Source organism: Candidatus Palauibacter sp. (genome assembly GCF_965208055.1).
In the GTDB taxonomy this organism is placed as follows: Bacteria; Gemmatimonadota; Gemmatimonadetes; order Palauibacterales; family Palauibacteraceae; genus Palauibacter.
The window spans coordinates 3,011,182-3,030,965 of the sequence record NZ_CBDBNY010000004.1; the positions used below are offsets into that span (position 1 = coordinate 3,011,182).

General features: G+C 68.3%; 12 protein-coding genes and 1 tRNA gene. 9 read left to right on the forward strand and 4 right to left on the reverse strand.

The annotated features are described in order from the left end of the window. Window positions 1–33: 33 nt before the first annotated feature. From ACOGXI_RS13325 to ACOGXI_RS13340, 4 genes are all read right to left on the reverse strand, one after another. Complete coding sequence (locus ACOGXI_RS13325) at window positions 34–1,338, reverse strand: DNA cytosine methyltransferase (protein WP_419939320.1); 1,305 nt, start codon at window positions 1,336–1,338, stop codon at window positions 34–36. Further along, entirely contained in the window at window positions 1,335–3,392 is a 2,058-nt protein-coding gene (locus tag ACOGXI_RS13330; RefSeq protein ID WP_419939321.1) for an ATP-binding protein, read from the reverse strand. Before ACOGXI_RS13330 ends, ACOGXI_RS13325 begins: the two co-directional genes overlap by 4 nt. Window positions 3,393–3,912: 520 nt before the next feature. Further along, window positions 3,913–3,987, reverse strand: a tRNA-Ile gene (locus tag ACOGXI_RS13335). Window positions 3,988–4,454: 467 nt separating this feature from the next. Continuing rightward, window positions 4,455–6,029, reverse strand: a complete 1,575-nt coding sequence (locus tag ACOGXI_RS13340) for an alkaline phosphatase D family protein (RefSeq protein WP_419939322.1) — start codon at window positions 6,027–6,029, stop codon at window positions 4,455–4,457. Between the two features lie 69 nt (window positions 6,030–6,098). Between ACOGXI_RS13340 and ACOGXI_RS13345 the strand changes: the two genes are divergently transcribed. The 9 genes from ACOGXI_RS13345 (at window position 6,099) to ACOGXI_RS13385 (ending at window position 19,718) form a co-directional block, all read left to right on the forward strand. Then, window positions 6,099–7,130: a DUF4837 family protein gene (locus ACOGXI_RS13345; RefSeq protein ID WP_419939323.1), complete on the forward strand. Its 1,032-nt coding sequence runs from the start codon at window positions 6,099–6,101 to the stop codon at window positions 7,128–7,130. 18 nt (window positions 7,131–7,148) lie between these two features. Continuing rightward, window positions 7,149–10,688 (forward strand): DNA polymerase III subunit alpha, encoded by a 3,540-nt coding sequence (gene dnaE, locus ACOGXI_RS13350; protein ID WP_419939324.1) that lies wholly within the window; start codon window positions 7,149–7,151, stop codon window positions 10,686–10,688. A 166-nt stretch (window positions 10,689–10,854) separates the two neighbouring features. Then, window positions 10,855–11,802: an acetyl-CoA carboxylase carboxyltransferase subunit alpha gene (locus ACOGXI_RS13355; protein ID WP_419939325.1), complete on the forward strand. Its 948-nt coding sequence runs from the start codon at window positions 10,855–10,857 to the stop codon at window positions 11,800–11,802. Beyond that, complete coding sequence (locus tag ACOGXI_RS13360; protein WP_419939326.1) at window positions 11,799–12,872, forward strand: PSP1 domain-containing protein; 1,074 nt, start codon at window positions 11,799–11,801, stop codon at window positions 12,870–12,872. The genes ACOGXI_RS13355 and ACOGXI_RS13360 overlap by 4 nt, the downstream gene beginning before the upstream one ends. Beyond that, entirely contained in the window at window positions 12,872–14,452 is a 1,581-nt protein-coding gene (metG, locus tag ACOGXI_RS13365; RefSeq protein ID WP_419939327.1) for a methionine--tRNA ligase, read from the forward strand. The genes ACOGXI_RS13360 and metG overlap by 1 nt, the downstream gene beginning before the upstream one ends. Before the next feature lie 179 nt (window positions 14,453–14,631). Continuing rightward, window positions 14,632–15,573 carry a M23 family metallopeptidase gene (locus ACOGXI_RS13370; protein ID WP_419939328.1) on the forward strand — a complete coding sequence of 314 codons (942 nt, stop codon included), beginning with the start codon at window positions 14,632–14,634 and terminating at the stop codon, window positions 15,571–15,573. A 56-nt stretch (window positions 15,574–15,629) separates the two neighbouring features. Next, the gene (locus tag ACOGXI_RS13375; protein WP_419939329.1) at window positions 15,630–16,391 is read left to right on the forward strand and encodes a hypothetical protein; all 762 of its coding nucleotides are present in this window, start codon (window positions 15,630–15,632) and stop codon (window positions 16,389–16,391) included. Between the two features lie 81 nt (window positions 16,392–16,472). Then, window positions 16,473–18,650 carry a 3-hydroxyacyl-CoA dehydrogenase NAD-binding domain-containing protein gene (locus tag ACOGXI_RS13380; RefSeq protein ID WP_419939330.1) on the forward strand — a complete coding sequence of 726 codons (2,178 nt, stop codon included), beginning with the start codon at window positions 16,473–16,475 and terminating at the stop codon, window positions 18,648–18,650. Further along, window positions 18,651–19,718, forward strand: a complete 1,068-nt coding sequence (locus tag ACOGXI_RS13385; protein ID WP_419939331.1) for a DUF402 domain-containing protein — start codon at window positions 18,651–18,653, stop codon at window positions 19,716–19,718. Window positions 19,719–19,784 lie beyond the last annotated feature (66 nt).

Genomic DNA, 19,784 nt, shown 5'->3' on the forward strand with positions numbered 1-19,784 from the left:
TCAGCGTTTCGCCTCTCGCCTACATCCATCGCCCTACTCATCGAGTTTCGCCAACGCCTTACTGCATCGCTCGTCTTGCTGAGAGAGCGTTGCTGACACCTCTTGGCCGTCCGCCAAAGCTGCGAGCACCTCTCCATGGAGCATCGTGAACCGAGGTGGAACCGCTTCCCCGATCATCTGACGGACACCGGTGGGCCCCCATTTGTCCATTGAATCTCCCCACAGGAAGGTGGTGGGGAAGGTCTGAAGCCAGGCGCATTCGGCCGGGCTTAGGACCCTATTCTCCCACGGATGAAGCGTCCGGTCGCTCCCGATATGCCCGCTCGCAGTGGTTATGGTTGCGGCCGGTCGAGCCGGATCCATCCTCCGGTAGGAGGAGCTTCGGAATCCCTTGATCAAACGCCATGAGCCATCCGGATTTCGCACAGTCGGTCGCAGCGTTGGGCTGTGGCATGTCGGACACACGGCCTCGGCGCAGTCAATACTCGTCTCGTCGCATCGCCCGCAGTGATCCGTTTCCCACGCACTGGCGCCGCTGCCGGGCGGTATCGCGGACACCATCTCGTATCTGCGGTCGAGCCAAACGGGAACCCGGTGCATCGGATGGTCGTTCGAACTCGCCGTCTCGGCAGCTCCCGCATCGAGCGCGGGCAGGCCCGATTCCCGTAGAGCGTCGTCAATCGTCACGAAATCCGGGGAATCCGGACCTCCGTGGGTAGGAGCCGGAAACGGCGCGCGTCCGGTTCTGCTGAGCACATCAAGAGCTTCCGTGTCTTTCCTCACCAGCGTCAGAAACGCCCGCGAGCGATGCTGCGGAATGCCGAACTCGCACAGGTCGACGACCGTCGCGTAGACGCAGTAATCGGATTCCAGTCGATCGCAGAAGATCTTCGCGGCAGAACGGGGAGTCGCGCTGCTTGGATCCCAAACCTTGCGCCGCAGAAACGCGGGCACGTTCTCGACCACGACGAACGTTGGCCGTAGCTCCTGGGCGACTTCGGCGATGGGCAACACGAGCAGATTGCGATCATCCCGAGAGCCAGCATCCGGATCGTTCTCTTTTCCGCGGTCTCCTCTGGCCGAGCTCATGCCTTGGCAGGGAGGACAGCCCGACAGCAGCACCGGAGCCTCCGAGCCATGCGCATCTCTAAACGAATCGACCACGACGGGCCAGGTGCTCCGAAGATCCCCCGCGACTGCAACAGCACCGGGATGATTCAGCCTTGCGACCTCCAAGCGTTTCTCAACCAGCTCCGAAACCACGCAAAACCGGAACCCGGCAGCCGCGAACCCCACATCGCCGGCGCCGCAGTTCGAAAAGAGGCTGACGGCTCTCACGGCGAATCCGAATCGGTGTCCACGCGTTTCTCTTCCACGCGGACTCGATCCTCTGCGGCAAGGAACATCTCATTAGCCGTCACCGCGCGCGCCAGGAAGTCATTCCAGGAGATTCGTGCGATGCGAGCCTCGGTGTTTTCCCAATACCTGTACGCCGCATCCTTGTTTCGATCGGTGATCCGTACGGCGTTGCAAACCAAGTCAACGACCCACTCGTCGGGGAAGTTCGACGCGAGTTCCCGGTTTGCGGCGAAGAAATCGCGGAATGCTTCGAGGTAGTTGTGGAGTCGGTTCCAGTCGTCGTTACCGAAACGGTGTCCGACCGCCTTGATCTCAACTATGTGAAGCCTGCGGCTAAGGTTCACGAGCGTAAAATCGGGCCGTTTGTTGCCGTGATCGATGGAAAAGACCACCTCTTCGCCGTGCAGCTCCTTGTAGTACGCAGCAAACTGCCTCGCGAACAGTCTCAGGCTTTGATTCGCCGTGATCGGCGTCCATGTCGCGTCGATCAGCCACGGAGCGTCCGCGACGATCCGCTGCAGCACATCCTCGGCCCCGCCCTCGTCCAGTACCTTCTCAAGCTTCCGGATCGCCCTGACGCGTTCGTATGCGATCTGCGCGTACGAAGCCATCTCCGCAATCCGGGTCTTCGAGAACAGATCCAGAAGCGAGTCTATCCCGCCGTCCTCGCCAAACATTTCCTGGTTGAATGTTTCGAATGCGTCCATGAGCGCCTTGTGCGGGGCAACGGACAGGACGACCTCAACGAGACCGTCCACATACTCTTGGTCGCCGAGTTCGTCTTCGGCGGCAAAGCGGCCGATCTGTTTTCCGAACTCCAAGGCTGTGGAAACGATGTCGTTGTCGGCGAAGCGTTCCTTGGCCTTAGCTTCCAACCCGGACGCTTCCAGGAAAAGCTGCTCGACCCTCTTCCGCCGAGGGCTCCGGGAAGCCGCAGCGATCTTCCTAATCCATTCAGCGCCCCACGCTCGAAACGGTCGCCCGTAGTCGGACTCCCACAGAATGTCCTGTCGGTCTGTCGTGACGAGGTCTTCCCCTTCGTCCTCGTCGAGCCATTCGGCGTGGATTTCGCCTACAAGGTAGGAGCGCACAGTGAACTCGCCCGTGAATCCCGCCGACTGTCCGAACGCCCGAGTTGTCGCCACGATCTTCCCGCGGGCATAGATGCGGACGCCAGCCATTTCCTCGTTCTTGTAGGCTCCCTTGGCCAGTCCCATCCAACCCGATACGGGCAGGGTGCGCTCCTCGTTCGGTAGCGGCACCGGCTTTTGGGACACGTCGACCTTCGTACCTTCCATGAGCGGTATATTAAGCGATCCGATCTCGAACGGGGGGTTCTCCTCGGGATTGCGCGTGTCTTCGACGCTCACCTTGAAATCGCTCTGGCGCAGCCCGAATCGTCCTGCCATCTGCCGGTGAAACGTCTCTTGATTCGGAACCCTCTTCGGCAGGAAGTCGATGAGCCGGACCGTAGTCCCCGCCTCGGGTCGATATGTTTGATCCTGGTCGCCTACATCCATTGGAACCGGAGAATCTTCGTCGGCCAGGATCTTGTCGTAGTCCATGACGAAGTGGGAAACCGCGTAGCCATCGACCGTCTCTTCGCCTCCGGCGGTGATAATCTCGATGCGCTTGCAGATGCCGAAGGGAGCGAGCTTGCCGATACCCTTCCGTCCCATCACCGGACGTTCCTTCCGTCGCGACTGCGTACCTTGAGTCGGATCAGCCCGACGATCCTTCCCGACCCGGAGAAAGTGCGCGTTGGCTTCGCCGCGGGTCATTCCGTGCCCGTCGTCCTCGACCTCGATGACGTAGCCGTAACCCTCTACCTCCCCTGTGTCCCGGTTCTTCCGCGCGAGCAGCGTGGCCAGCGGGACTCGAACCACAACGTTCGCCGCGTCCGCGTCGTACGCGTTGGCGATGAGCTCGGCAACCACCGCGCTGACGCGATCGTAGAGGCGGACCCCCAGCTTATCCACGGTCATGCGGGAAATCCGCATGACGTAGCGTTCAGAGGCTGTGCTGTCCGGCATTCGTGGATCCTGTCGGAGTGAGTCGACCGGTGCGGTCCCTCGCGGCCTGAGGGGTGCCTGACGGGAATGTAGCGTACGCGGTTCGTCCAGACATCCGTTGGCTGACGCCGACCCTACCCGGCTTGGAGAGAGTGGATCGGCGGGCGTCCGAGACGTCGGCGATGGCCGAGGAAAAGCCGAGATCTCTGGCGAACGAAGGCTCGTGTGAGGCTGGTGAAGCACCGTCCCCTGCGGAGCCGCTGCTTCACCTAGTTCGCATCCTGAGGGGTCCTTGGTTGAACTGCTGGGCGACAGGTTGTGCGTGAGGTCGCTTTGGATCGGAGCACTTGGCGAAGATCGGAGTCGGCGGGAGAGAGGGCCCGGGTAGAGTTGGTGAAGCACCGTCCCCTGCGGGGCCGCTGCTTCACCGAGCTCGCGCCCGAGACGGGCGCTCGGTTGAACCACCGGGTCGACTCAGTCGTCCGTGAGGTCGGTCCAGGATTGGGACCGGGGCGAAGGTTGGATCGGGTAGGAGATTGAGTGGGCCCGGGTAGATTTGAACTACCGACCTCACGCTTATCAGGCGTGCGCTCTAACCAGGCTGAGCTACGGGCCCCGAAGAAGACCGGCGCGCAACCGTTCCGTGCTGAGGGAGGGTCGGGCGCCGGGCGGACTCCATCCTATGGGTGCGGCGCGGCGCGTTCAAGTTTCCTGGGCACCGGGGATTCCGCTCTTGGGCTCGTCATCCCCCGCCGGGTGTCATTCTCGACCGCAATCGACAGTTGCCACCCGCAGGTCGACCACGACGACCCTAACCATCGGAGGGCCCGTTCCCGGCCGTGGGGGTCCTACGCCTTGGGCCAGTGAGGGAGCAGGTTGAGGCTTCATGACCGGGGAGCGTGGGCCCGGGTGGAGTTGGTGAAGCACCGTCCTCTGCCGAGGCCGCTGCTTCACCGAGCTCGCGCCCAGCGGGGCGCTCGGTTGGCGAAGCACCGTCCTTCCGCTTATCAGGCGTGCGCTCTAACCAGGCTGAGCTACGGGCCCCGAAGAAGACCGGCGCGCGACCGTTCCGGCGCGGCGGGTTCAAGTTTCCTGGGCGCCGGGGACTCCGTTTTCTACTACGTAGCTGGCGCGCGTGGCGATCGGTGCGTCGGGGCGGGTGACGTAGGGCATGACGCGGAAGTCGGTCCGCAACCGCTCCGGCGCCAGGCTGCAGCGGACGTAGCCGCGTTGGGCGTTGAAGAACTTGATGTGGGGGTTGTGGCTCATGGCGTTTTCGCCCTGGGGGCCGGAGTCGGCGCCGTCTCCGCTGGAGCTGATGGAGGTGCCGGCGAATTCGGTGCCGACGACCGGAGAAGCTGGGCGGTCGAAGTCGAGTTTGAGGTCGTTGACCCAGTTGGTGTGGAGGTCGCCGGTGAGGACGATGGGGTTGGACGGGCGGCGGTCGTGGAGGAAGGTCATGAGGCGGGTGCGGTCGGCGGGGTAGCCGTCCCATTTGTCCATGGGGAGGGTGAGGGTCTCGTCGCCTTCGAGGAGGCGGGCCATGAAGACCTGGTTGGCGAGGACGTTGTAGCGGGCGGCGGACGAGTCGAGGCCGTCGAGGAGCCAGTCGGCTTGCCGGCCGCCGAGGATGGTGGCGTCTTCGGCGTGTTGTTCGGGGCAGGGGGGTTGGCGGCGGCCTCCGCAGGGCTGGAGGGTGCGGTACTGGCGGGTGTCGAGGACGTGGAGGCGGATCAGGGAGCCGAAGTCGAGGCGGCGGTACAACTGGGCGTCGGGGCCGATGGGGAGGGAGGTTCGGCGGAGGGGGAAGTGTTCGTACAGGGCCTGGAAGGCGGCGGTGCGGCGGGCGAGGAAGGACTCGCGGGACATCTGCTCGGTGTTGTGGGGGCCGGCCCAGTCGTTGTCGACCTCGTGGTCGTCGGGGGTGAAGACCCAGGGGGCGGCGGCGTGGGCGGCCTGGAGGTCGGGATCCCTTTTATATAGGGCGTAGCGGGCGCGGTAGGCCTCGAGGGTGCGGGGTTCCTCGGTGTCGTGGCGGCGCACGAGGTTGTCGCCGATGCCGGGGCCGCTCTCGTAGATGTAGTCGCCGAGGTGCACGATGAGGGCGGGGGACTCGGCGGCCATGTGGCGGAAGCCGGTGTACCAGCCGCGCTCGTAGTGCTGGCACGACACGAACACGAAGTCGAAGCGGTCGGGGAGGGCGCCGGGGGCGGGGGCGGTGCGCGTGCGGCCGACGGGGCTCGTCGCGCCGGCGGCGTGGAAGCGGTACCAGTAGTCGCGCGCGGGGTCGAGGCCGTCGACCTCGGCGTGCACGGAGTGGCCGAGTTCCGCCAGCGCGGCGGCCTCGCCGCGGCGGACCACGGTGCGGAAGCGGTCGTCGGAGGCGACTTCCCAGCGCACGGGGGTCGCGGCGCGGGGGTCGCCGGGCAGGTCGAGCAGGCGCGTCCACAGGACGACGCCGTCCGCCGTCGGCTCGCCCGAGGCCACGCCGAGTTCGAAGGGGAAGCGCTGCGCCGAAGCCCGGTGGCGGGCGCGCGGGCCGAGTTCGCGGCCGCCCGCGGAGGCGCCGGGGCCGAACTGGGCGAGGGGGAGCGGCGCGAGCGCGCAGAGGGCCGCGGAGCGGGTCCAGGCGGCGAGAAAATCGCGGCGCGTGCTCATGGTGAAATCCCTCCCGCGAGGGCCCGTGTTCGATTGCCGCCGCCCGCCTGCCGGTCTAGCTTCACTCGCATGAAAATCCGTCCCTTCGGCGCCCTGACGGCGCTTCTCGCGGCCACCCTCCCGGTCCTCTCCGCCTGCAGCAAGCAGACGGCTTTCGGAGAGGCGAACAGCCTCATCATCCTCGCTCCGGACGATCTCTCGCAGCAAGTGGAGGAGGAGACCCGGCGGGTCCTGGAGCCCACGATCTTCACGAGCCGTGACGAGAAACAGTACGAGGTCAGCTTCGTCGACCCCGGTCACGAAAACGTCGGCCAGCTGAAGCTGTTCCGTAACCTCATCGTGTTCGGGACGGTCGACGACCCGTTGCTCATCGAGGTGGCGGCGGAGGAGGGACAGGACCTCGCCGCGCTGGAACCGGGCCGCGTCTTCCAGGCCTCCAACGTGTGGGCGCTGGGCCAGACGGTGACGGGCGTTCTGCTCCGCTCGGGCCGCGAAGCCGAGTCATGGGTGGCGGCCCTGCCGTCGGTCCTGAACGCGGTGGACACGAACTACCGCCAACTGGTGCTGCGGCGGATGTTCGCGACGGCGGCCGACACCGCGCTCAGGACGGATCTGGGGCGGCGGTTCGGGTTCTCGCTGCTGGTCCCCGAGGTCTACGACCGGATCGCCCGGGATCTCGGCGGAGGCGACAGCCTCGTCATCCTGCGCAACGACAACCCGGACCCGAGCGAACTCATCCGTTCGGTCCTCATCGACTGGCGCCCGAACGTCGACTCGCTGACGAGGGAGCTGGTGCTGGAGTGGCGGGCGGAGATCGACGCCGCGCACTACAACGTCCCGCAGCGCATCGACGACACGAATTCGAGCGTGGTGAGCTTCATGTGGGAGGGCCGCCCCGCGCTGGAGGTGACCGGCGTGTGGCAGGATGAGACGGGCGGGTTCCCCGCGGCGGGCCCGTTCATCGTGTGGCTCGTCGACTGTCCGGCGCGCACGTACTTCGTCGATGCGTGGCTCTACTCGCCGGACCGGCCGAAGTACGAGTACATGCTGCAACTGCAGGAGATACTCGGGTCGTTCCGCTGCGTCGAGTCCGGCGCCTAGCCGGACAGGGTCGCCTGGATGTCGTTCGTTCATCTTCACACACATAGCGAGTACTCGCTCCTCGACGGCGCGAACCGCATCGACGACCTGGTCGAGCGCGCGGTCGAACTCGGCATGCCCGCCCTCGCCCTCACGGACCACGGCAACCTCCACGGCGCATGGGAGTTCCAGGAGAAGGCCCGCGCCCGGGGGATCAAGCCGATCATCGGCTGCGAGGTCTACGTCGCGTACGGCGACCGCCGCTCCCGCAAGCTGGAGGAGGGCGCCCCGGCCCACTACGCCCACCTCGTGCTGCTCGCCGAGAGCCGGCGCGGCTACTCGAACCTCGTAAAGCTCTCGTCGATCGGGTACACGGAGGGCTTCTACCGCCGTCCCCGCGTGGACCGCGAGATGCTCGAGCGGCACGCGGACGGGATCGTCTGTCTCTCCGCCTGCCTCGCCGGCGAAGTCGCGCGCTACCTGCAGCACGAGCGGTACGAGGAGGCGAAGCGGGCCGCGGAATGGCACGCGCGGGTGTTCAGCGACCGCTACTGGCTCGAACTCCAGGACCACGGGATCCCGAAGCAGGATGTCGTGAACCGGGGCATCATCCAGCTCTCCGAGGAACTCGGCCTCCCGCTCGTCGTCACCAACGACGCGCACTACATGCGGCGGGAGGACGCGGACGCGCACGACACCCTCCTCTGCATCGGGACGGGCAAGGACAAGGACGACCCGGACCGGCTCCGCTTCCACGGCGAGGAGAGCTACTTCAAGACCGCCGACGAGATGGCGGAACTCTTCCCGGACCTGCCCGGCCTGCTCGCCGAGACGGTGCGGATCGCGGAGCGCTGCGACGTCAAGGTCGAGAAGCAGTACCAGTTGCCCGGTTTTCCGCTCCCGGACCGTTTCTCCGAACCCATGGAGATGCTGCGCCACGAGGCGACGGAGGGGGCGAGGGCCAGGTACGGCGATCCCCTGCCCGAGGCGGTGAGCGAGCGTCTCGACTACGAACTCGGGGTCATCGAGAACACCGGATACGCGGGTTACCTGCTCATCGTCTGGGACTTCATCGTCGCGGCGCGCGAACGGGACATCCCGGTGGGGCCCGGCCGCGGATCGGCCGCGGGATCGATCATCTGCTACGCGCTCGGCATCACCGATGTGGATCCGCTCGCGTTCGACCTCCTCTTCGAGCGCTTCCTGAATCCGGAACGCGTCTCCATGCCGGACATCGACATCGACTTCTGCTACGAGCGCCGCGGCGAGGTCATCGACTACGTGCGGGAGAAGTACGGCCAGGCCTCGGTCGGGCAGATCATCACGTTCGGGACGATGAAGGCGCGCGCCGTGATCCGGGACGTGGGCCGGGTGCTCGGCTTCTCGCCTTCGGACACGGATCGCCTCGCGAAGCTCGTGCCGTCGACGCCGGGGTTCTCGCTCACGGTGGCGGAGGCGAGGAAGAAGGTGGGGGACCTCGCCGAGCGCGACCGCGAGGACGCCCAGGTCAAGAAGCTCCTCGACTACGCGGAACGCATCGAGGGACTCGCGCGCCACAGTTCCGTGCACGCGGCGGGCGTCGTGATCGCGCCGGGACCGCTGGACGACTACGTGCCGATCTGCGCGGACACGAAGAGCGGCGCCGTGATCACGCAGTTCGACATGAACGCGCTCGAGAAGGCGGGCATGCTCAAGATGGACTTCCTGGGCCTGCGCACGCTGACCGTGATCGCCGACGCCGCGCGCAACGTGGAGGAGCGGCACGGGATCCGCGTGGACTGGGAGGAGATCGGCCTCGAGGACCCCGCCGTGTACGAGATGCTCGCGGCCGGCCGCACGAGCGGGGTGTTCCAGTTCGAGTCCAGCCTCGCGACGGACAAGCTGCGCGCGATGCGCTGCGACCGCTTCGACGACCTCGTCGCCGTCAACGCGCTCATCCGCCCGGGCCCGCTCGATTCCGGGATGACGGACGTCTACATCAAGCGCAAGCGCGGCGCGGCGGTCGAGTACCCGCATCCCGACCTGGAGGAGATCCTCGAGCCGACGTACGGGGTCATCACCTACCAGGAGCAGGTGATGCGGGCCGCCAACCTGCTCGCCGGGTTCTCGCTCGCCGAAGCCGATGTGCTCAGGAAGGCGGTGGGGAAGAAGGACGCCGAACTCACGGACAAGGTGCTCGGGGAGTTCGTCAAGCGCGCGGTCGAGCGCGGCGTGGCGAAACCGAAGGCGGGCGAGATCGCCGAACTCATCCGCACCTTCGGCCGCTACGGCTTCAACAAGGCGCACAGCGTCGCGTACGCGCTCCTCTCCTACCGGACCGCGTGGCTGAAGGCGCACTACCCGGCCGAGTTCATGGCCGGCCTCCTGTCCTCGGAAATCGGGAGCACGGATGCGGTCGTGTCGTACATCGCGGCGGCGCGACCGCTCGGCATCCGGGTGCTTCCCCCCTCGGTGAGGGAGTCGGGGTATCGCTTCACGGTCGTCGATGATCCGGATGCGCCCGGAAAGTCGGCGATCCGCTTCGGGCTCGGCGCGATCAAGGGGGTGGGACACTCCGCGATCCGGTCCATGCAGGCGGCCCGGGAAGAGGCGCCGTTCGAGAGTTTCATCGATTTCCTCGAACGGATCGACCTGCGGTTAAACAACTCGCGCGTGATCCAGGCCCTGATCGGCGCCGGGGCGCTCGACGACCTGGGCGACCGCGCCGCCCTCACCGCCGGCCTCGAGGTCATGCTCAACGAGGCGCAACTGCGGCGGCAGGAGGCCGAGAGCGGCCAGACGAGCCTGTTCGGGGGCGACTCGGCGGAGACGCGGCCGGAGGTCGAACTCCCCGTCGTGTCCGCGTGGAGCGAGCGCCGCCGGCTGCGCGAGGAGAAGGAGCGCCTCGGGTTCTACATCTCGGGACACCCGCTCGAACGCTACCGGGATCTCGTCGACCTCTACGCGCTGGACGCGAAGACGACGAACCTGCGCGAGCGCCGGGACCGGAAGGTGGAGGTCCCCTGCGTCATCACCGAGACGTCGGTGCGCACCGCGCGCAAGGACGGCCGGGAGTGGGCGCGCCTCACGATCGAGGATTTCCACGGGACGGCGACGACGCTCGTCTTCGGCGATGTGTGGCAGAAGAACCGCGATCTGCTCACCGACGACCGCCCGGTCCTGATCGCCGGCACGGTGTCGAACAACTCGCGGGACGACGACGATCCGCCCATTTTCCTCGACTCCGTGCGGCCGCTGGCGGAGGTGCGGGACGAGGGCCAGGTGGGGATCCTGATCGAACTTCGCGAGGACGAACGGCCGGAGCCCGGCGCGTTCCTGCGCGCCCGGGAGTTGCTGGAGGCTTCGCCGGGGCGCGGGCCGCTCTACGTCGAAGCCGTCGAGGCCCCAGTGGCCCCAGTGGCCGCAGCAGCCCCAGCGGCCGCAGCAGCCGGCGAAGCCGGGAACGGGGCGCCGGAAGACGACGCGCGACCGCCGCGCTTCAGGTCGCGAACGCTGCGCGTGGCGCCGACTCCGAGCCTGGTCGAGGAACTGCGCGGGCTGCTGGGCGGAAGCGGCGTGAGACTGGTCCGGAATCGCTGACGGTTCCTCGCCCATCACGCCGCCCGTTCCTGGTCCGTCCGGCGGCCCGTCCGGCGGCCCGTCCGGCCGCCCGCTGGCCGGATCACCACCCGCGGGGCCACCTTATGCAGGCGGCCGACGGCTGGATGATGGCTGTGTCGGCTCCGGGACCGAGAGATAATCGCGTATGTCGATAGAACAGGAAGGCCTGGCCGAACTCCGCAACCACGTGGAGGAGCTTCGGACCAAGGCCAGAGAGCGCGGGATCGACGTGAGCGCCGAGTTGGGGCCGCTGGAAGCCCAACTCGCCGCCGCGCACGATGAGGCCATGGCCCGCCTGTCGCGTTTCGACCGTGTGAAGCTTGCCCGCAACCAGGACCGTCCCTTCTCGCTCGACTACATCCGGGGGATCGGCACGGACTTCTTCGAGTTGAGGGGCGACCGGGTCTTCCGCGACGACCCGGCCATCGTCGGCGGCTGGCTCAAGCTCGACGGCCGCTCGGTCATGGTCATCGGGCACCAGAAGGGCCGGGAGATGAAGGAGAACCTGCGCCGCAACTTCGGTTCTCCCCATCCCGAGGGATACCGCAAGGCGAAGCGCCTGATGCGGCTGGCCGAGAAGTTCGGCCGCCCCGTCGTCACCTTCATCGACACGCAGGGGGCGTATCCGGGCATCGGGGCCGAGGAGCGGGGCCAGGCGGAGGCGATCGCCCGCAACCTCGCCGTGATGGCGGGCCTGCGGGTCCCCATCGTGAGCGGCGTCATCGGCGAGGGAGGCTCGGGCGGAGCCCTGGGCATCGGCGTGGCGGACCGCGTCCTCATGATGGAGAACGCGATCTACTCGGTGATCTCGCCCGAAGGGTGCGCCGCGATCCTGTGGCGGAGCCGCGAGCACTCCGACAAGGCGGCGGAAGCCCTCAAACTCACCGCCCGCGACCTGCAGGATCTGGGCGTGGTGGACCAGATCATCCCGGAGCCGAGGGGCGGGGCGCACACGGACCCGGAGGCCGCGGTCGAAGCCATGGGCGCCGCGATCCGGCGCCACCTGCGGGAACTCGCGAAGCTGGAGCCGGACGACCTGGTCGAGTCGCGGCGGGACAAGTACTACGCCATCGGCGCCTGGGAGGAGAGGTGAGCGAGCGCCGCCGGCCCCGTCCCGTGCGTCCCGGCGCGCCCCGTTCCGCGCGTCCCGGCGGGGAGTCGGGCGGCGGCGCCTCTCGCGAGCGTCGGCCCGGACCGGATCCGGTGGCCCCGAGTCCCGCCGCCCCGAGTCCTGCCGCCCCGAGTCCCGCCGCGACGCCGGATCGCGTCGGGTCGCCGGGTCCGGGGGCGGGCGCCCCGAGCCAGGTCCTCGAGGTCCGGTTCAAGGGCCTTCGTTCCGACTTCTTCGCCTTCAGCGGCGCCCCCGCGCTGACGGAGCGCGAGTACGTCGTCGTGGAGGCCGACCGCGGACAGGACATCGGGCGCGTGAAGCGCGCGGCCGCCGCCGGGGACCTGGCGTGCGAAGGGGGCTGCGACAGCGTGGGCGACCGCGCCGTGCCGCTGCCGTCCCGCCGCGTGATCCGCCGCGCCGCCCCGGCCGATGTGCTGCGGCTGCGGCAGCTTCGCGCCCAGGAACTCGAGGTGCGCCGGCGCACGCGCGAACTCGCGGCGAAACACCGGCTGCGGATGAAGGTGAGCGAGGCGGAGTGGCAGTGGGACCGCAACAAGCTCACGGTGTACTTCACCGCCGAGAAGCGGGTCGACTTTCGCGCCCTCGTGCGGGAGATGGCCCGCTCGTTCCGGACCCGGATCGACCTCCGGCAGATCGGGGTCCGCGATGAGGCGCGCCGTCTCGGCGGGCTGGGCCGCTGTCGCCGCGAACTCTGCTGTCGCTCGTGGCTCACGTCCATCGAACCCGTCACGCTGCAGCTCGCGAAGGACCAGGGCCTCTCGCTCAACCCGAGCCAGATTTCGGGCGCCTGCGGCCGTCTCATGAACTGCCTCCGCTACGAGCACGCCGTGTACACGCAGGCCAAGAAGCGCTTCCCGCCCGTGGGCCGGACGATTCAGACCGCCCAGGGCCGCGAGAACGTGAAGTCGTGGGATCTGTTCGAGGAGACGGTGTCGCTCCAGGCGGGCGACGGGGAGATCCGCACCATCCCGCTCGCGCAGTTGCGGGACGAGCGGCGCACGGCCCGGCGCGCCGAGCTGGACCGCAGGTAGTGTCCCGCTTCTATCTCACGACGGCGATCGACTACTCGAACGGCGACCCGCACCTGGGACACGCCATCGAGAAGATCGGCGCCGACGCGATCGCCCGGTACCGCCGCGCCCGCGGGGACGAGGTCCATTTTCTCATCGGCATGGACGAGCACGGGCAGAAGGTCCAGCAGGAGGCGGAAAAGCAGGGATCGGAACCCCGGGAATGGGTGGACCGCATCGCCGAGGCCTTCCTGGATGTCTGGCAACGCCTGGGCCTGTCGAACGACGATTTCATCCGGACGTCGGAACCGCGCCACCACCGCGGCCTGACCGCGCTCATGAAGCGGATCGCCGCGAACGGGGACTTCCGCCGCTCGAAGTACGAGGGCCACTACTGCGCCGGCTGCGAAGCCTTCAAGAAGGACGATGAACTGGCCGACGGGCGCTGCCCGCTCCACCCGGGGCGCGAGGTCGAGTGGACCGAGGAGGAGAACTGGTTCTTCCGGCTCTCCGACTACCGGGACACGCTCCTCTCCCGCCTGCGGCAAGACCCGGCGTCCGTCCGGCCCCGCACGCGCCGCAACGAGATCGCCCGCCTGCTGGAGTCCGGACTCGACGACATCTCGGCCTCCCGGGCGAGGATCCGCTGGGGCGTCCCCTTTCCGGGGGATGAGGAGCACACGGTCTACGTGTGGTTCGATGCGCTCTCGAACTACATCACGGCCATCGGCTATCCGGACGGCGACGCGTTCGGGAAGTTCTGGCCCGCGGACCTCCACATCATCGGCAAGGACATCACGCGCTTCCACTGCGTGTACTGGCCCGCCATGCTGCTGGCGGCGGGCGTGGCGCCGGCGAAGAGCGTGTGGGCCCACGGCTTCATCAAGATCGGCGGGGCGAAGCTCTCGAAGTCGGCGGGCACGGAACTCGGGCTCGTCGAACTCATCGAGCGGCACGGGCCGGACGCGCTGCGGTACTTCCTGCTGCGGGAGGTGCCGTGGGACGGCGACCGCGACTACCCATCGACGGAGGCCTTCATCGAGCAGTTCGACCGCCGCTACACGTCGGACCTCGCGAACGACCTCGGCAACCTCCTGAACCGCGTGGTCTCGATGGTCTCCCGGTACCGGGGCGGGGACGTGCCGCCTCCGCGGGGAGGCGCACTCGCGCGGAAGACGGCGCGGGCCCTGTCGGAGTACCACGCGGCGATGGAGGGCTACCTGCTGCACCGGGGTCTGGCGGCGGCGTTCGACGTCGTGCGCGCGGCGAACGGGTTCGTGGACGAGTCGAAGCCCTGGGCGCTGGCGAAGGCGGAGCGCGACGGCGGGGATGACGGCGGGGACGGGGGCGCAGACGGGGGCGCAGACGGCGGCGCAGACGGGGGCGCGGACACGGGCGCCCTCGACGGGGTCTTGTCCCAGCTCATCGCGGCGCTCGGCGCGGTCGCCGCGATGCTCGCTCCCTTCACGCCGGGGAAGGCGGCCGAACTCTGGCGGACCCTGGGGGGCGACGGCCCGCCGCCGGCTTTCGAGCACCTCGAACCGTCCGTGGCCGGGCTCCGCGCGGTGCGTCCGAGCGGCGTGCTCTTCCCGCGCCCCTGATCGCCCACAGCCCGCCCACAACCCGGACACGACCCGGAACGCTGCCTCCCGCAGCGGGTAAAACGTTGACACTGGTTGCCCACCGCGACTAGCTTCATCGGTCGATGTTGCGGCTGCGGACGGGGTTGCCGCCGTTTCGCGGCGACCCGCCCGGAAGCTCCTCTTTATGGCTGGATGACTTGATAAAACCTACGTACTGGACGATACAGATACTGCCCGGGAGTGGCGGGCGGGCGCGCAGCTATCGCGTGGAGAAGCGCCGCGCGAAAGCTGTCGGCGTCGTGGCGGCCGTGCTCCTGATGATGGCGTCCGCCTTCGTCGCCACCGTGCTGGGGCGGCAGGACGCGGCGGAGCAACTCGCGCGCTATCGAGCCGAGAACCGACAGCTGATCAGCAGCCTGCAGGCCATGGAGCGCCGCAGCGGACAGTTCAGCCGGGCGCTCGACGATCTCTCGGTGCAGGAACAGAGGTTCCGGATCGTCGCCGGCCTTCCGCTGCTCGATCCCGACGTCTACTCGGTAGGCGTCGGCGGTCCCGGCGGCGTCGACCCGACGAACGACGAGTTCTTCGAGATCGCCCCGGACCTGGCGCGGGAAGCCGGCGATGTGGCGGTCGACATCGAACAGTTGCTGCGGCGCGCGGACCTGCTTCGGAGCAGTCTCACCGAGGCGGCGGATTCCGTCGGCGTGCGGCGTGAGCGGTATCAGCGCATTCCCTCGATCTGGCCGGTCATCGGGGAGGATTCCTGGCTTTCCTCCGGCTTCAGCCATAACCGGCTGCATCCGATGCTCGGACTCCGGCGCCCGCATACCGGGGTCGACATTTCGGCCGATTTCGGCAGTTCCGTGATGGCGACGGGAGCGGGACAGGTCACCTTCGCCGGCTCGAAGAGCTCGTACGGCCGTATCGTCGAGATCGATCACGGCGACGGCTATGAGAGCCGCTACGCTCACCTGGGCCGCATCGCGGTTCGCGTGGGCGCACGGGTCCAGCGTGGCGACATCATCGGGGAGGTCGGCATCTCCGGGATGGCCACGGGTCCGAATCTCCACTACGAGGTCCTGGTCGATGGCCGCGCCGTGAATCCGGTCGGCTACTTCCTGGACGGCTACCGCCGCTAGCAGGAGCTTCTTAGATTCCGCCCACTTATCCGGACACCCCAACTGGAGTTCGATTGATGTCGAAGTTGCGCGCGGCTGTCCCGCTTCTTGCGATCCTCCCGTTGCTGACCGCCTGTGGCAGCAGAATCACCGTGCAGGTGACGGCCGACGAGGCCGCGTCCGAGCCGGTGGATGACCTGGAAGTTCAGTTTATCCCCTTCGATCGCGACTCCCTGTTCGCCGTCATCACCGGGCAGGCCGCGACGCCGGAGCCGTCGATCCCCGCGGATCTCGAACAGGCCTCCCTGACCGAACAGGACTTGCGGGACCGGTGGAGCACGGCGGAGTCGAGTTGGAACAACGTCCGCGATTCCATGCGGGCGATCACCACCCAACTCGACAACCTCGACGATCGCAGCAGGGAGTACCGGGAACTGTTCGACCGGTTCGGCGACCTCGAGGATCGCGAACGGGCCCTGGACCGCCAGCGGCAGGCGGCGTTCGACGAGTTCAACGAGATGCAGCTGGCCACCCAGCAGCGCGTCGACTCGATCTGCATCGTCATCGATTCCTGGGAGGAAGCGGCCTTCGCGGGGTATGGCGACCTGGAGAGCGATCTGCTCACGGCGCTGGGACGAGAGGTGCTGGCGGACACCACGGACGCCGATGGGGTGGCGTGGGCGTCGGCGTCCGGCGGGCCCTGGTGGGTCCACGCGCGGGTGAACACGGCGGGCGGCGAACTCTACTGGAACGTGATGGTCGACGAGGCTTCGTCGGACACGCTGCGGCTGGAGCCGGGCAACGCCGATCTGCGGCAGGGTGTGCGTCAGCGCTGCTAGGTCCTTACCGGCAAGACACGGGCGGCCTTCGCGCCGCGCGCAGCCCCGCGGGCCCCTGGCTGCCGGGTAGCAGGGGGACGCATGGGCGATAAGCCGACGACGCTCAGGCTCGAGATCGACGCGGACAAGATCGCGTGGCTGATCTTCGACGCCCCCGACTCCCAGGTGAACCTCCTCACTTCCGAGGTGATGGGGCACCTGGACCGCCACCTCACGGAACTCGAGTCGCGGATCGCCACCGGCCATCCCATCGCGGTCGTGATCTGGAGCGAGAAGCCGGACACGTTCATCGCCGGCGCCGACGTGAACGAGATCGCCGGTATCGAGGACGAAGAGGACGGCAGGCGGAAGAGCGCCATGGGGCAGCGGATCTTCAGCCGGCTGGGACGGCTCGGGATCCCGAAGGTCGCCGCGCTTCGCGGCGCCTGCCTGGGCGGAGGCACGGAACTCGCGCTGGCGTGTGACTGGCGCCTGGCCGCGGACACGCCCGCCACGACCATCGGCCTGCCCGAGATCAAGCTCGGGTTGATTCCCGGGTTCGGAGGCTCGGTCCGGCTGCCCCGCCTCATCGGGATTCAGCGGGCCCTCTCCATGATCCTCACGGGCAGGAGCCTCTCCGCCGCGCACGCGTATCGATACGGTCTCGTCGACCAGGTCTTCGAGGAAACGGGCTTCCAGCATTCCGTCGCGCAGGTGGCCCTGGACGCCGTGCTCGGGCGGGTCGAGCGCGTGCTCCCGCATGCGACGGCGCGCGACCGCTTCCTCGAGAACACCGGCCTGGGTCGGCGCCTTCTGTTTCGGGGCGCCCGCAAACGCGTGCGCAGCGCCTCGGGGACGCGCTACCCGGCGGCCCTGAAGGCGATCGATGTCATCGAGGACACGCTGGACCTGCCGATCGATGAGGCACTCGCCATCGAGGCGGAGGCCCTCGGTGAAGTGGCCACGACGACCGTCTGCCGGAACCTCGTTCGGTTGTTCCGCGGAGGTCGCGCCGCGAACAGGACGTTTGCGCCGGAGATCGCGGCACAGCAGCGGGAGGTCAAGAAGGTCGCCGTCCTCGGGGCCGGCGTCATGGGCGGCGGGATCGCCGAGCTTGCCGCCGCGCACGACCTCTCGGTCATCCTCAAGGACATCGACCGGGAGGCGCTCGATGTGGGACTGCGCCACGCGAGCGAACTGCTCCGGAAGGCGGGCAAGCGGGGAATCATTGCGCCGGAGGAGGTGGGGCTGAAGTTCGCGCTCATCCATGGAACGCTCGACTACGAGCGCTTCGACGAGGTCGATGTCGTCATCGAAGCTGTCGTCGAACGGCTCCATGTGAAGCAGCAGGTCCTTCGGGATGTGGAGGCGGCACTCCCCCCGCACGCCGTCTTCGCGACCAACACCTCCTCGTTGTCGGTGACGGAGTTGAGCCGGGTGGCCGCCCGGCCGGACCGGGTCGTCGGCCTGCACTTCTTCAATCCGGTGCACCGCATGCCGCTCGTGGAGATCATCCGCGGGGAGTCTTCCTCGGATGCGGCGCTCGCCACGGCGTTCACGCTCGCGCGGCGGCTCGGGAAGACACCCGTGCTGGTCGCGGACCGGCCCGGGTTCCTCGTCAACCGGCTCCTCGCGCCGTACCTGAACGAAGTCGGGTTCCTGCTGAAGGATGGTGCGGACGTGGTCCGCATCGACCGGACGCTGAAGGAGTTCGGGCTGCCGATGGGGCCGTGCCGGCTGCTTGACGAGGTCGGTTTCGATGTCGCCGCGCACGTCGCGAAGGAGATGGCCCGTGCGTTCGGAGACCGCATGCGCCCCTCCGCGGCCCTGGAAACGCTCACGGGCCTGGGCCGACTCGGGAAGAAGAACGGCCGCGGCTTCTACACCTATTCGGATCGCGACGAGCGCGTGGACCGGGAGGTGGGCCGCGCCTTCGGCTCGGGGGGCGGCGGCGTGCGACCCGAGGAGATCATCGATCGCTGCCTGCTGATTTCCGTGAACGAGGCGATGTACGCGCTGGAGGAAGGCGTGGTCGCGGGGCCGGGCGACGTCGACCTCGCGATGGTGATGGGCACCGGATTCCCGCCGTTCCGCGGCGGACCGCTCGCGTGGGCGGAGTCTCGCGGAGCGCGGTCCGTGCGCGACCGTCTCCTCGAACTGCGCGAGCGGCAGGGGGACCGCTTCACTCCGGCGCCGGGACTGGAAAGGCTCGCCGACGCGGATGGATCGTTCACGTCCGACGCCTTGCGGCGGGACCCGGGGTCTCCGCCGGACATGTAGGTGGGTTTCGACCTCCTCGGGGCACGGCGCCGCGCGCTGCGGGCCGCGCGCCGGATCCCGGAAGATGCGCCCCGCGTCGACGTGGAGGTTCGTCGCGGCAGCCACGTGCAGCGCTTACGCCAGGAGTTGCTCGTGGACGGCCCGAAGTGGAAGGTCACGCTTCAGATCCTCGATGCGCGCTTCAAGCCGGTGAGGATCGACGCGGCCACGACCCTGCGGCCGGGCTCCCTCCTCATGTGGTTCCTTCGGCCCGGGCAGCCCTTCGAGGTCGGGGCCTTCTACCACCCCCGCGGCGCCTTTCAGGGCTACTACATCAACCTGATCCGGCCTCCGCGACTGCAATCCTCACGCTGGGTCATCGAGGACCTGTATCTCGACGTGTGGCTGCCGGAGCGAGGTAGCGGGGTGTTGCTGGATGAGGACGAACTCGACGCCGCCGTGGCCCGCGCGGAGCTGTCGAGCGCGGAGGCGGACGAGGTGCGCGAACTCGGGGCGCGGCTGCTGGCCATGTCGCGGCGCGCCGGACGCCCCCGGTGGTTGCCCCGCGGCGTGGGGAGGGCGCCCGCGGGATCCGTGCCGGCGCTCCGTCTGCGCCGGGACGCTCCGGGCACCTTCCATGCCGCGCGGATCTCGGGCCGCATCATCGCCTTCGGGCTCTACCTGTTGGGTGCGGTCTCCGCGACGTCCGCCGGTTTCGCCGCGTTCACCGACGCGTTCCTGATCGCGGGTCCGGCACAGAATGCCTGGCGGCTGACCGTGGTGGGCGAGGCGCTCGTCCTGGCCCCGCTCGCGTTCGGCGGCTGGCTGCCCGCGACCCGTTGGCCACAGCCGCCGCTGACGGACGAGCGCTCCCTCTTCGTCGCGACGCTCGCTTCGGGACTCGCGGTGCTCGCGCTCAGCGAGCGCACGGAATGGGCCGGAGCGCTCCTCCCCGTGTACGCGACGCTGGGCCTCTTTTCGCTGGTCTTCGCGGTCTGCCGCTGGTGGTTCGACCGGGAAGTTCCGGTATACGCGCTCGCGGGCGTGACGATGACGCTCGTCGCGCTCGCCTTCCTGATCGCAGCGTGATCGCAGCTTGATCGCACCGTGACCACACCGTGACGGCGCGCGGTCGCCCGACACCGGATCCGGATC

What these genes read in the sequence shown, in the direction of transcription:
- ACOGXI_RS13375 (WP_419939329.1), top strand. Translation starts at nt 15,630, where the DNA reads ATGTCGAAGTTGCGCGCGGCTGTCCCGCTTCTTGCGATCCTCCCGTTG.
- ACOGXI_RS13380 (WP_419939330.1), top strand. Translation starts at nt 16,473, where the DNA reads ATGGGCGATAAGCCGACGACGCTCAGGCTCGAGATCGACGCGGACAAG.
- ACOGXI_RS13340 (WP_419939322.1), bottom strand. Translation starts at nt 6,029, where the DNA reads ATGAGCACGCGCCGCGATTTTCTCGCCGCCTGGACCCGCTCCGCGGCC.
- dnaE (WP_419939324.1), top strand. Translation starts at nt 7,149, where the DNA reads ATGTCGTTCGTTCATCTTCACACACATAGCGAGTACTCGCTCCTCGAC.
- ACOGXI_RS13345 (WP_419939323.1), top strand. Translation starts at nt 6,099, where the DNA reads ATGAAAATCCGTCCCTTCGGCGCCCTGACGGCGCTTCTCGCGGCCACC.
- ACOGXI_RS13330 (WP_419939321.1), bottom strand. Translation starts at nt 3,392, where the DNA reads ATGCCGGACAGCACAGCCTCTGAACGCTACGTCATGCGGATTTCCCGC.
- ACOGXI_RS13355 (WP_419939325.1), top strand. Translation starts at nt 10,855, where the DNA reads ATGTCGATAGAACAGGAAGGCCTGGCCGAACTCCGCAACCACGTGGAG.